Origin of the sequence: Actinotignum schaalii (assembly GCF_028864145.1) — a bacterium.
GTDB lineage: Bacteria > Actinomycetota > Actinomycetes > Actinomycetales > Actinomycetaceae > Actinotignum > Actinotignum schaalii_B.
Map to the genome: position 1 here is coordinate 20,226 of NZ_JARBHJ010000011.1, position 10,971 is coordinate 31,196.

At 60.2% G+C, this 10,971-nt stretch carries 15 protein-coding genes and 1 pseudogene; 11 read left to right on the forward strand and 5 right to left on the reverse strand.

Annotation, left to right across the window (positions count from 1 at the left end; translation table 11 throughout):
- The first annotated feature begins 122 nt into the window (after positions 1-122).
- The 6 genes from PWJ82_RS03585 to PWJ82_RS03610 are packed head-to-tail and all read left to right on the forward strand — an operon-like array spanning position 123 to position 5,374.
- Entirely contained in the window at positions 123-1,982 is a 1,860-nt protein-coding gene (locus PWJ82_RS03585; RefSeq protein ID WP_274735377.1) for a hypothetical protein, read from the forward strand.
- Positions 1,983-1,985: 3 nt separating this feature from the next.
- Complete coding sequence (locus tag PWJ82_RS03590) at positions 1,986-3,539, forward strand: hypothetical protein (protein WP_274735378.1); 1,554 nt, start codon at positions 1,986-1,988, stop codon at positions 3,537-3,539.
- A complete protein-coding gene (locus tag PWJ82_RS03595; protein WP_274735379.1) occupies positions 3,536-3,862 on the forward strand; it encodes a hypothetical protein in 327 nt (108 codons plus the stop codon). The genes PWJ82_RS03590 and PWJ82_RS03595 overlap by 4 nt, the downstream gene beginning before the upstream one ends.
- Before the next feature lie 11 nt (positions 3,863-3,873).
- A complete protein-coding gene (locus tag PWJ82_RS03600) occupies positions 3,874-4,761 on the forward strand; it encodes an N-acetylmuramoyl-L-alanine amidase (RefSeq protein ID WP_274735380.1) in 888 nt (295 codons plus the stop codon).
- The gene (locus PWJ82_RS03605; protein ID WP_274735382.1) at positions 4,761-5,045 is read left to right on the forward strand and encodes a hypothetical protein; all 285 of its coding nucleotides are present in this window, start codon (positions 4,761-4,763) and stop codon (positions 5,043-5,045) included. Before PWJ82_RS03600 ends, PWJ82_RS03605 begins: the two co-directional genes overlap by 1 nt.
- Positions 5,042-5,374, forward strand: a complete 333-nt coding sequence (locus tag PWJ82_RS03610; RefSeq protein WP_274735383.1) for a hypothetical protein — start codon at positions 5,042-5,044, stop codon at positions 5,372-5,374. Before PWJ82_RS03605 ends, PWJ82_RS03610 begins: the two co-directional genes overlap by 4 nt.
- Here the strand turns inward: PWJ82_RS03610 and PWJ82_RS03615 are convergent.
- The 4 genes and pseudogenes from PWJ82_RS03615 to PWJ82_RS03625 all read right to left on the reverse strand — a co-directional run bounded on the left by PWJ82_RS03615 (position 5,369) and on the right by PWJ82_RS03625 (position 7,207).
- Positions 5,369-5,500 (reverse strand): hypothetical protein, encoded by a 132-nt coding sequence (locus tag PWJ82_RS03615; RefSeq protein WP_274735384.1) that lies wholly within the window; start codon positions 5,498-5,500, stop codon positions 5,369-5,371. The genes PWJ82_RS03610 and PWJ82_RS03615 overlap by 6 nt on opposite strands.
- Before the next feature lie 45 nt (positions 5,501-5,545).
- Positions 5,546-5,686: pseudogene (locus PWJ82_RS09580) on the reverse strand (helix-turn-helix domain-containing protein); the annotation flags it as partial.
- On the reverse strand, positions 5,686-6,297 hold the full coding sequence (locus PWJ82_RS03620; protein ID WP_274735386.1) for a hypothetical protein: 612 nt from the start codon (positions 6,295-6,297) through the stop codon (positions 5,686-5,688). The gene PWJ82_RS03620 and the pseudogene PWJ82_RS09580, both read right to left, overlap by 1 nt.
- A 115-nt stretch (positions 6,298-6,412) precedes the next feature.
- Positions 6,413-7,207 carry a tyrosine-type recombinase/integrase gene (locus tag PWJ82_RS03625; RefSeq protein ID WP_274735388.1) on the reverse strand — a complete coding sequence of 265 codons (795 nt, stop codon included), beginning with the start codon at positions 7,205-7,207 and terminating at the stop codon, positions 6,413-6,415.
- Positions 7,208-7,455: 248 nt separating this feature from the next.
- Here PWJ82_RS03625 and def point away from each other — a divergent pair, with 248 nt between their 5' ends.
- Both def and PWJ82_RS03635 read left to right on the forward strand, forming a co-directional pair.
- Positions 7,456-7,968: a peptide deformylase gene (gene def, locus PWJ82_RS03630; RefSeq protein ID WP_126134581.1), complete on the forward strand. Its 513-nt coding sequence runs from the start codon at positions 7,456-7,458 to the stop codon at positions 7,966-7,968.
- Positions 7,969-8,023: 55 nt separating this feature from the next.
- Positions 8,024-8,530, forward strand: a complete 507-nt coding sequence (locus PWJ82_RS03635) for a DUF3145 domain-containing protein (RefSeq protein WP_026428785.1) — start codon at positions 8,024-8,026, stop codon at positions 8,528-8,530.
- Between the two features lie 13 nt (positions 8,531-8,543).
- On the opposite strand, the gene PWJ82_RS03640 is transcribed toward PWJ82_RS03635, so the two are convergent.
- Entirely contained in the window at positions 8,544-8,933 is a 390-nt protein-coding gene (locus tag PWJ82_RS03640; protein ID WP_274735389.1) for a phosphopantetheine-binding protein, read from the reverse strand.
- 34 nt (positions 8,934-8,967) lie between these two features.
- On the opposite strand from PWJ82_RS03640, the gene PWJ82_RS03645 reads away from it, so the two are divergent.
- The 3 genes from PWJ82_RS03645 to PWJ82_RS03655 all read left to right on the forward strand — a co-directional run bounded on the left by PWJ82_RS03645 (position 8,968) and on the right by PWJ82_RS03655 (position 10,967).
- Positions 8,968-9,576: a hypothetical protein gene (locus PWJ82_RS03645; RefSeq protein WP_274735391.1), complete on the forward strand. Its 609-nt coding sequence runs from the start codon at positions 8,968-8,970 to the stop codon at positions 9,574-9,576.
- Between the two features lie 117 nt (positions 9,577-9,693).
- Positions 9,694-10,308, forward strand: a complete 615-nt coding sequence (locus tag PWJ82_RS03650) for an L-threonylcarbamoyladenylate synthase (RefSeq protein WP_274734450.1) — start codon at positions 9,694-9,696, stop codon at positions 10,306-10,308.
- Entirely contained in the window at positions 10,305-10,967 is a 663-nt protein-coding gene (locus PWJ82_RS03655; protein WP_274735392.1) for an HAD hydrolase-like protein, read from the forward strand. The genes PWJ82_RS03650 and PWJ82_RS03655 overlap by 4 nt, the downstream gene beginning before the upstream one ends.
- Positions 10,968-10,971 lie beyond the last annotated feature (4 nt).

The window sequence follows — 10,971 nt, forward strand, 5'->3', positions numbered from 1 at the left end:
CACACATACCCCCGCGCGATTACTGGGCCTTAACCATCCATGAGCGGGCCGCAATCGTAAGGGAGCAGCGCGCCCGCGTGAATCGCGCGCGCCGCCGCTAAGCAAGAAGAGGAGGGCAGGAAATGGCCGGAAATGTCGTTAATATTAGCGTGCTTGCTAATACCGGGCAGGCGCGTAAAGAGCTGGAGAAATTCGGTAAAACCACCGGTAGTTTCTCCGGCATCCGCAAAGAAATCGACACGCTCGGTAATTCCCTTTCCTCGATGGCGAAGAAGATCGGCGCGCTCGGAGGAGCATGGGCCGCCTATGGAATCAAAGCAGCTAGTGATCTCGAGCAATCCACCGGCACCATTGATGATATTTTCAAAGATCACGCCGCCACGGTGCATAAGCTCGCTGATGAAGCCGCCACCGCCGTAGGATTGAGCGCGAATTCTTATAATGAGCTGGCCGCTATCATCGCCACACAGTTAAAAAATGGTGGCACATCCGTGGATGAACTGGCCGGCAAGACTGATAATCTTATCCGGCTGGGTGCTGATCTTGCCGCGGGCTTTGGTGGCTCTACCGCTGACGCCGTGAATGCGCTCTCCTCAGCTCTCAAGGGGGAGCGTGACCCTATCGAAAGATACGGCGTGAGCTTGCGTCAGGTGGATATCGATGCGCGCGCCGCGGCGATGGGATTCCAGAAGCTAGGCGGCAGCTTTGACGCTCAAGCGCAGCAAGCCGCCACGCTCTCGCTGATCATGGACCAAACCGCGGATATGACCGGCAAATTCGGCCGCGAAACCGATACCGTGGCGCACCAGACTGAGGTAGCGAAAGCGAATTTTGAGAATCTGAGCGCGGAGCTAGGCGAAAAGCTCCTGCCGTATATCAATCAGCTAGTGACCTGGCTCAATGGGAATCTCTTGCCGGGCTTGAAGAAAGCGAAGCCGTATCTGATTGCTTTGGCGGCGGTGGCCGCGCCTATCATGGCCGGAGCCATCGCATTCAAAGTAGCAACTGCGGCGCTGAATGCTTGGAAAGTGGCCGTAGCTCTTGCCACTGCCGCTCAGTGGCTCTGGAATGCCGCCATGAGCGCTAACCCGCTCACCTGGATTACTCTTGCGATCATTGCACTAGTGGCCGGGATTATCTTGCTCTGGCAGCGCTGCGAGGGATTCCGCAATGCGGTAGCCGTCATCTGGGAGAACATTAAGAGCGCTATAGATTCGGTGGTGCAATGGTTCACGGTGACCGTGCCGGAGTGGATTAGCAACGCCGTTGAAACCGTCAAGACATTCTTCTCCGATCTGTGGACGAAAGTTCAAGAGATATGGGACGGGATTAAGGAAACCATCTCAGATGTGATCGAGTGGATTAAGACGGCGCCGGGGGAAGCAGCAGATCAAGCCGCCGAATGGCTCTCCAACGCATTCCAAACCGCCAAAGAATGGGTTGTCGAAAAGCTCACCGCGCTTAAAGATGGTGCCGTGGAGAAATTTAACGCGCTCGTGGATTGGGTGAAAGGGTTGCCGGATAAAATCCTCGGCGCCCTCGGCGATCTCGGTTCGCTCTTGTGGGATGCGGGCCGGGCTATCCTGCAAGGCCTGCTAGATGGCTTGCAAAGCATGTGGGAGGGCGTTAAGGGATTCTTTAGCGGCCTTACCGATTGGATTCCGGACTGGAAAGGCCCCGCCCCGCGCGATGCGAAGCTCCTCACGGAAAATGGCCGGCTGATCATGCGCGGGTTCCTGCGCGGCCTTGAATCCTCATATGGCTCAGTTCGGCGCTCTCTGCAAGGCTTTACGGGTGACCTGCCCGGCATGGTGGAAGCAAAAGCCGGCATGAGCTTATCCCTCGAGCCGGCCGGTGCCGGCCCCGTCCCTACCGGCGTGACCTATATCATCAACGTTTCTGCGCTTGCGCCTAGCGCGGAGATAGGGCAGCGCGTCGTCGCCGCGATCAAAGAATACGAAACCACAGCCGGAAGGAGGTAACCCGTGAGTGCTTTGCTAGATCATGAGATCGTGCGCGGCGCCTACCTGAGCATGGATGGACAGCTGATGCTGCAAGAGCCTAGCGCGGAAATCCACCTCGACCCGCTACCGGCCGGCGACACGTGGCAGATCAAGATCGACCCGTATATCGTGCCGCCCGCCGGCGCGCGCGTAGGGGTACAGGGTGCCGTGCATCCTTTCACCAGCCCCCGCGCGCAAACTTTCACGCTTGACCCGCTCTTGCCGGTGGTCGTGCGTTTCGAGGGATGGCGCGCTTATTCCCGCTTCAAAATCACCATTATCACCGATTCGGACACGCCCGGCCCGGGCCGCGCCGCCCTCATGGCCTACCTACCGCGCCGGGATTACGTAAGCGCGATTCTAGGCAAGGCCATCCTCGGTAGCTTCACCCTGCCCGACCCGGAGCGGGTCAAGCCGTGGTTCATCCTCGGCATTAGCCGGGTAGGCTACGGGACACTATCGGCGGCGCCGGAGCGCAGCGCCTGGTATGAAATCCAAGGCGCCGCCACCTCAATCACCACCACCCGCGGCGTCACCTATACGGGCGTGAGCGGGCAGGCCATGCTAGGCACGCTCGAAGCCCGGATTATAAACAGCCTTGACCCTCGGGCTAGCGGGCTGATCAAAGGCACCCCGCTCCGGCTGATCGATCGCGCAACCCGCGCCGCGATCTTCACCGGCCGGCTCGAGAAAACCATCTCCACCCCCGAGCCGCGCGGCGGCTACACCCTCACCATTACCGCACATGATGCCGTGGCCATTACCGGGGCTAAAACTAAATGGCAGGAGACCCGCGCCCGCCCGGTGACGTGGCAGGCGGGATTCCGCCAGCTCCTCGAGCAGCTCCACCTGCCCGCCGGCTACCAGATCACCGGCACCGCCACCCGCCCGCGCCTCGGCGATATGGTCAAGGAATCCCCTTATACCACATGGCTCGACATTTTCGCCGCCACATGTGGCGTCACCTGGTATGTGGATGCGCGCGGCGTGCTGCGCGTCATCGATGCGCCGCCCGCCACCCTGCGCGGTGAGATCGTATTCACGAAGCCGGAAACCGGCCTGCCGGCAATCACCCCTACCAGCGCGGCCGCGCAGATCGACACCTCGACCATTTTCACCGGCATCACCGCCACGAATAACGCCGCGGAGCGCGGGGAAGATGGCCGCTTTCAAGGCACCACTACCACGCTGCGCACCGATTCGGCAACGCTTGCCGGAGCTTATGGCACGAATACGGCGCAGATCGAAACCTGCGCCGCGTCCATCCCGGAGCTTTCCGAGCATCTGCGCGGCCTGATGCGCTCATATCAGCCAGAGCAAGCCCTCACAGCAGTAGAAGCTACCCCATGGAATGATGATATGAATCACCGCGATAACGCCGCGCTTTCACGCCTGCTCGCCCTCGAAATCCTCGACGCCTTGACGGCGAACTACCGCGGCACCCGCGCGGTCACTCATATCACGGGGATACGACACGAAATTACCCCGAAACGCTGGCACACCGCCCTAACCCTGAAAGAATGGAGGAGCGCATGATCACGCCTTTTAAAGATGGCGAATTACTCACCGCGCAGCGCCTAAATGACGCTTTCGCCACTATGCCGGAAATGGAAGTAGGCAGCTATCAATACGCAAACGCCACAATTAGCTCCGGGCAGAAAGTAGGGTGGTATCCCCAAACTTTCACCCGCTCGCATGACCGCGCCCCGGATATCGTGATCATCTCACCGATGACAGACCCGGGAGTTAGCGGCGCGGCCGCGGATTATTCGGCTAGTGGCTTCAAATTCTGCCTACGCAACACCACCAATGGGAGCTTTTACGCCCCCTGGGTGAAATGGCTCGCAATCTGGCTATAAGAGAAAGGAAAATGATGGCGCTCTGCCCTTTCGCTCATCACGCGATCTACTACGAAGCTGGCCGCGAACACACCCCTGTTCGCATGACCTTGCATACGGCGTGGCCTGGCCCGGCTCATGGCCCGCTCTACCACGGCGCCCCCGCACCTAACGGCACCTATGCACACTTCTATATTGATGCGGACGGTGTGCTCTATCAAACCGCGGACACCGCGCAGGCAGCGCGCGCTGATCTCGAGGGAAATTACGGAACTATCTCGGTGGAAACCTGGGACGGTGCCCGCGAACAGCCCTTGAACGCGGCGCAGCTAGCCACCGCCCGCCGGCTGTGGGCATGGGTGCGTGATAATCATCCGAGCGTGCCGAATCGCATCGCATCGGTAGCATCTACCGCCGGCCTGGCCTGGCACCGACTCGGATGCGAGGGCAATTTTGGCGCTTTCAATCCCGAAGATATGGCCACCTGGAGCGCTGACCAGACCGGGGAGCGCTGGAGCGGCGCTTACGGGAAAATCTGCCCGGGTAGCCCGAAAATTTATCAAATTCCCGCTATCTTTGCGGGCGAAGAACAAGGAGATGAAGATATGCCTACTGCTCAAGAAATTGCTAACGCGATTATGGATATGCCTATCGAGCGGCGCGGCCCTCACTCAAGCGGGCACACGACGCTACGCGCTACGGTGGCCTGGCTCGATGAGAATCTGAATAACATTCCCGGGAACACCCGCGATGCAGTGATGAATATGAAGCTCACGCGCAAGGGAAACCAGCGCGGGGAAACCACCCCCGGCGCAACGGTAGCCTGGCTCGATGAGAATTTCGCAAAAGTTAAGGAAGAGATCGCGGCGCTAGGCGCGAAGATCGCGAAGCTCGAAGAAAATGAAAAGGAGTGCGCCTAATGGAAACCGCCCTCACGCTAGCTAGCGTCCCTGCTATCCTCGCCCTCGTCAATCTGCTAAAAAGCATCGGATTAGCGGGGAAGTGGAGCGCGGCCGCAGCCGTCGCCCTCGCCGTTATTCTCAATCTTGCCGCCTATCTGCTTGCTGATAGCGGGGCATGGCAGGCGATTAGCTCCGGCATCCTGCTAGGCCTTGCCGCCGCCGGCCTATATGACATTACACCCGGCCCGCGCCCGGTGCCCGGTGGCCGCCACTCCCTCGAGGAGGGAAGCACCCGCGCATGAGCGAATTTATTGCAATCCTCGGCGGCGGCGCCGGTATCGCCGCTATCCTCGCCGCCCTGCCGCCGCTGATGCGCAGTTTTAGATCGATGAAATCCGATCTTGCTACCGCGGCCGCGGAGCTTTCACCGAATCACGGGGGGAGCATGAAAGATGGCGTGACCGCTACCCGGCAGGAGGTCGCCGTAGTGAGTGAAAAGCTAGATCTGCTGATCTCCTCGAGCAGTGATACGCATAAGCTTATGCTCGATCATTTGCGCGCGAATGATCGTGATATCGCGGCTATTAGAAAGGAGCTGAAAAGCATCCCGCGCGGCAAAGGTGGCTTATGATTCCCATGCGGTGCTGATCTGCGGGTTATGCTCGAGCGCGCGCCCGAGGGCCGCCATGTAAAACCCGCGGGGATAGCCATGCCCGCCGGTGCGCGGCATAATCACGGTGCCATTATGGCTAGCCATCTTTCCGGCTAGATCGCCTTGCGCGGCTATCATTTTCTCTACTTTATTGGCGATCTCATCCGGTATGGGGGAGCGTTCGCTCTCCCATGCCCGGATGCTCCTCTCTCCAACGCGCAGTAGCTCTGCAAGCTCTGCGCGTTGGAGCCCGAGGAGGGTTCTATAAGCCGCGAATACTGGGCCTTGCATTAGCGCCCGGTGCGCTCATGCCAGCGCTCGAGAAATGCCGCCTTGACCTCGCGATCTTTGACGCGCTCATCGAGGGGGATTCCCGCATAAATCCGGCGGGCTTCCCACGCGTAGATAGGGAACTCGGCGGCCGCCATGATCGCGGCGCGCTCGGTCTCAGCCGCGTCTACCGCGGCGGTAATATCATCCCCTAGGCTCTCGATGGCTTCATCGAGATCAAATTCATCCAGCCAATCGAGGATGAGCTCGAGCTCGTGGAGGGTATTGCGCGGTTCGCGCAGCACACGGCGATGCGGTTCGGCCGCCAGTTCCTCGGCCGTCATACCCTCGCGCCCTTGGTTTACTAGATTCTGGTAGGATTGCGTGATCAGCTGGTATTCTGCGCCGTCGCCGCGAATAATGTATGAGCCGTATTCGCGGCGGGAGCCTAGGAAGCCGAAAGAAATCGAATCGCCGATATGCCCGGCTTGCAGGTTAAGATGCTTGCCAATGGTGATCATGAAACGATAGATGTCGTCTTTGTCTAGCGTCTCGTCGAATTTTTCTTCAATATCGGCGATGAGCTCATCGCGGTGATCTTTGACGGGCTGTGCATCGAAAATACCGTACATTTTAGTATTCCTATCTGGAGCTTATCTCCATTATGGCCGGGCCTTTCCCTTGCCTTGTGCTTATATTCTATATTCCAGCCCGGTATTCCACAATGGAATTATGGTGTGTGATGGGTCACGCGGCCGCGCGCGCCACCTCGCGCAAGCGGCGGTAATCATTCGCCACATAACGCTGTGTCGTCTTTGTGCTCGCATGACCCAAAAGCTGTGAAACGCTCAATAAATCGTGTGTTTCGCTCCAGCATCGCGTAGCGAATCGATGGCGCAGGGAATGCATAGACCACCCCGGAGGGAGCGCCCGCGCTACCAGCTTGCCTACGTAATCTGCGCTCAAGTGTACGCCGCGCTCTGATGGGAAAGCGTAGCCGCCGCCTTTCATGCAAGCTATTCGAATCTCGCGCGCTAGCCCGGCGCTTAGCGGGATGATGCGGTCTTTACCACCTTTACCATGCACGCACAATAACGCGCTGTAGGCATCCTGACTTAAATCCTGAATGTGCACTTGCGCCACTTCGGCCCGTCTCATGCCTAGCTCGCCGGCTAGCCGGAGCATAAGCCGCACCCGCGGCAGCGATGCCTTAAGTGCAACCGCATACGCGTCCTCCGGCGTAGGATGCGGGCAAGGCGGCGTCTCTCCAATCTCCGGCAGACCGTGCGCCGGGTTATCTGCGCGCCGCCCGCTCTCATAACACCACTTGAAGAAAAGGACTAGGGCCGTGCGCGCGCTGCGCGCCGTCGCCTTACTCCACCCGGGATTAGCAAGCCACGCCACTAGCTCATCATGGGTAACCGCCAGTAACTCTGCCCGCGCCGCGATGCGCCGGAGGTAGTAAAGCCTGAGCCGAATCGTATTAGGGGAGCGCCGCGCGGCTTTAAGCTGCTCCTCGAAGCTCTCTAGCAATTTTTCCATGCTGATATTTTGCAATATCAATAACCACGGCTTTCACATCTGCATCATTATTAGCTGTTTCATCGGCTATACTGGGCACCGCTCGCAAAATTCGCCGGTAATCGAACGGTTGCTGGTTCGAGTCCAGCTGCGGGAGCGAACGAACGGCGGTGAGCGTAGGCTTACCGCCGTTCTGCTCTGTCCGGCACCCGCGGCCACCCGCGCCGCGGGGTGAGTAAATGTGAAGAATCTTACCAAAGGAGTTCGCTATGGCATACCGGGAGATTCGCGTGGTGGGAGACCCGGTCCTGCGCACCCCCTGCGATCCGATTCGGGACATCACCCCGGGCATTGTGCGCCTGGTAGAAGACCTGCTCGAGAACGTGAACGACGACGCCCGGGCGGGCCTGGCAGCCAACCAAATCGGGGTCTCCCTGCGCGCCTTCTCCTGGCACATCGACGGCGAGATCGATTACATTCTCAACCCCGTGATCGTGGCGCTCTCCGAAGATGAATACCAGGACGGTGACGAAGGCTGCCTATCCGTCCCGGATCTGTACTATCCGACTAAGCGGGCCTGGTATGCCCGCGCTGAAGGTATTGACCTGGACGGTAAGAAGAAAATTGTGGAAGGGGAGGGCCTCCTCGGGCGCTGCATCCAGCACGAATGTGATCACCTGGACGGCCACCTCTACCTCGACCGCCTGGAACGGGACGTACGCAAACAAGCGATGCGCGATATTCGCCAGCTGCGCGTCTCTTCTGCGCTACAATCGCTCTAGTAGCCCCTCCGCGTGGGTAGCACGGGGAAAGCCACCCAAGCGCAGGAGGAATGCTATGGCACATAAATACGCCACTCGCGGCGTCATATTCATTCACTCTGTCATGCCGGCCGTTCAACCCCACGTTGAATGGGCGGTTACAAGTGTGCTCGGATACGAACCGCATTTTGAGTGGACCAAACAACCTGCCGCCCCGCATATGAACCGGGCAGAAGCCTCGTGGACGGGAGAAGTGGGAACCGGTGCCATGCTCGCTTCCGCGCTCAACGGCTGGGAACACTTACGTTTTGAAATCACCGAGGATGCTAGCCCGGTATCCGAAGGAGGCCGCTGGTCCGCCACCCCCGGCCTCGGTATTTTCTACGCCCAAACAGATCTGACCGGCAATGTGGTGATCCCCGAAAACCGGGTGCGGGCCGCGCTGGAAAACGCCGGGAACGACGCCGCAGAAATGCGCCGGCTTCTCGATATTGCCCTCGGCCAAGCCTGGGATGATGAACTCGAACCCTTCCGCTACGCCGGCGCGGGCGCCCCGGTGCGTTGGCTGCACCGGGTGGGGTAAAGCCCGGGGGGGGCTAAAGCCCGAGGGCAGCCCGCAAATCCGCCGCGGAAAGCGGAGCATCTTCAGCGGGCCTCTCCGGCTTCTCCGGGCTAAGCCCCGCGGCATCCGCCGCTGTGGTAGTAGGCATGGGGCGGGTGGCAGCGGCGCCGTCGTTCCTAGAAGCGGACGGGGTGATGCTGAATTCCGCGCCCGGGCAGCTGAGCCGCACCAGATCCCCGAGAGTATTCGCCGCGCAAATCTCGCTATCGGGTACCACCACGCCGCTGGCATCCTCCAGCGCCACTGCAACAGCCCAGCGTGTCACGCTATCCACGCGGCTCAGCTCGAAACTCTCGGTGGCATCCGGGTAGCCTTCCCGCTCCAGGATATCCGCGCCCAGCGACATGAGTTGCGCTACCTCCATCGCACGACCTCCCTATTTTCGGTACGCTCGCATCATGGCATTCCTCGATTTGATGCAGCAACTCTTCCAGCATACTCGGGCCCCGGAAGCCGATACCGCCACCGCGCAGGCGCTGCGTGATCGGCTTGCTGAAGATCCCAACGACGTCGAGGCTTTCACCCAGCTTGTCACCCTGGCACGCGACGCCGAAAACGAACTCCCGCCCGTGGATCCGCTTACCGCGGAGGTGACCGGAAGCCTTCTTTCCGCGGATCTGGCGATCTACGCTCTCGCGGAAGAGCTCTCCAGCTCCCCGGCTTCCTGGTACCCGCAGCTGCATATGGCTCGCCTCGCGGTGAGCTCCGATCCGGAGCGAGCGCTGCGGCTCCTCACCACCGCCACGGACCGCAATGCGGACGGGCACATCCTCGCCCGCGCCATGGCTATTCTGCGCGAGGCCGGCCACCCGGATCAGGCCCTCAGCTTAGGTCTGGCGCACTGGGATCCGGCCACCCATAGTTTCGAGGCTGGGGAAGCGCTGGTACGTACCGCGCTGGCAGCCGGACGCGCCAGCGAAGCCCGCGCGTACCTGCGGGAAATGGAGCCTTATACCAGTGCGGCGCAGCTCGCGGAGCTGCGCGAGGCGGCGCGCGCGGCGGAGTAGGGCGGCGGAGTAGGGCGACGCGTGCAACGGAGTCAGAGTAAGTCAGAGTAAAGCGGAGTGCGGCGGAGTAAAGCTGCGCGGCTTCCTCGTGTCGCGCCCTCGACTAGACTAGTGGCCATGGCTACCTTCATTGATATTCATCCTGAGGATCCGCAACCGCGGCTCGTCACCAAAGTGGTGGATCGGCTCCGGCGCGGTGAGGTGGTGGCCCTGCCCACTGATTCCGGTTACGCCATTGTGTGCCAGATGGGCAATAAAGAGGGCCTGGAACGGATTCGCACCATCCGGCAGGTGGGTGATAAACACCATTTCACCCTGCTCTGCCATGATTTCGCGCAGCTCGGGCAGCTTGTGATCGTAGATAATCCAGATTTTCGGCTCATCAAAAGCCTCACGCCCGGGCCCTACACGTTCATTCTCAAGGGCACTAAAGAAGTGCCGCGCATGACCCTCAACCCGAAGAAACACACGGTGGGCGTGCGTATCCCGGATCACCGCATCACCCAGGCTGTGGTTACGGAGATGGGCGAACCCTTGCTCTCCTCCACCCTTATTCTTCCCGGCGCGGAAGAACCCCTTGAAGAAGGCTGGATTGTGGAAGATGAACTGGGCCATGCCCTGGATGTGGTGGTGAACGGACCCGTGGGGCGCGGCCCCACCACCGTACTTGACCTAGTAACTAACGAAATCGCGAGACAAGGAGCAGGCGATACCGCCGGACTTGACCTGTGAACCCTATCCTTATTGATCTGGACGGAACTTTCCACGATTCCGCCGCTATCGTCAAAAAAACTTTCCGGGCCACTCTGCGTGAAGAAATGGGGGAGGATCACCCCGAAGAATTCTTCGTGCAGTTCATTGGCCCGCCGCTTATCGATACCTTCACGAAGCTCGGCGCGGCCGACCCGGTGGAGATGGTGCGCCGCTACCGGGTGCGCTACGAACAGCGCATGCTCGACACCCCGATTTTCCCGGGGATGCGTGAATTGGTGGAGGAGCTGGACGCAGCCTGGGTGCCGCTTGCTATTGCGACGTCGAAAAACGAAAAGAATGCCCGCGCGATTCTGGAACACCAGGGCGTAGCACAGCACTTCCGCTACATTGCCGGGGATCCTGAAGATATCCCCGGGTACGGGAAAGCTGAAGTGGTGGGGGCGGCGCTGCGCGAATTGCGGGCGCAGGGCGTCGATACCTCACGGGCTCTTATGGTGGGGGATCGTATTCACGACGTCGAAGGCGCAGGCCAGCATGGCCTGCCCACGGTGCTTGTGGAGTGGGGGACCGCCCCGCGTAGCGAATGGGAGCTAGCTTGGCGGCACGTGGGAACCGCGGCTGAGCTCGGTGAAATTCTGCGGGATTTTGCCGAGGTGGAACAGTCACAATCCCATTAACACC

Excerpts from the sequence above, each read along its gene's own strand:
- PWJ82_RS03645 (WP_274735391.1), top strand. The coding sequence starts at position 8,968 with ATGGCATTCCTCGATTTGATGCAGCAACTCTTCCAGCATACTCGGGCC.
- PWJ82_RS03595 (WP_274735379.1), top strand. The coding sequence starts at position 3,536 with ATGATCACGCCTTTTAAAGATGGCGAATTACTCACCGCGCAGCGCCTA.
- PWJ82_RS03635 (WP_026428785.1), top strand. The coding sequence starts at position 8,024 with ATGGCACATAAATACGCCACTCGCGGCGTCATATTCATTCACTCTGTC.
- PWJ82_RS03650 (WP_274734450.1), top strand. The coding sequence starts at position 9,694 with ATGGCTACCTTCATTGATATTCATCCTGAGGATCCGCAACCGCGGCTC.
- PWJ82_RS03600 (WP_274735380.1), top strand. The coding sequence starts at position 3,874 with ATGATGGCGCTCTGCCCTTTCGCTCATCACGCGATCTACTACGAAGCT.
- PWJ82_RS03615 (WP_274735384.1), bottom strand. The coding sequence starts at position 5,500 with ATGGCTAGCCATAATGGCACCGTGATTATGCCGCGCACCGGCGGGCAT.
- PWJ82_RS03625 (WP_274735388.1), bottom strand. The coding sequence starts at position 7,207 with ATGGAAAAATTGCTAGAGAGCTTCGAGGAGCAGCTTAAAGCCGCGCGG.
- PWJ82_RS03640 (WP_274735389.1), bottom strand. The coding sequence starts at position 8,933 with ATGGAGGTAGCGCAACTCATGTCGCTGGGCGCGGATATCCTGGAGCGG.
- PWJ82_RS03585 (WP_274735377.1), top strand. The coding sequence starts at position 123 with ATGGCCGGAAATGTCGTTAATATTAGCGTGCTTGCTAATACCGGGCAG.
- PWJ82_RS03605 (WP_274735382.1), top strand. The coding sequence starts at position 4,761 with ATGGAAACCGCCCTCACGCTAGCTAGCGTCCCTGCTATCCTCGCCCTC.
- PWJ82_RS03620 (WP_274735386.1), bottom strand. The coding sequence starts at position 6,297 with ATGTACGGTATTTTCGATGCACAGCCCGTCAAAGATCACCGCGATGAG.
- PWJ82_RS03610 (WP_274735383.1), top strand. The coding sequence starts at position 5,042 with ATGAGCGAATTTATTGCAATCCTCGGCGGCGGCGCCGGTATCGCCGCT.
- def (WP_126134581.1), top strand. The coding sequence starts at position 7,456 with ATGGCATACCGGGAGATTCGCGTGGTGGGAGACCCGGTCCTGCGCACC.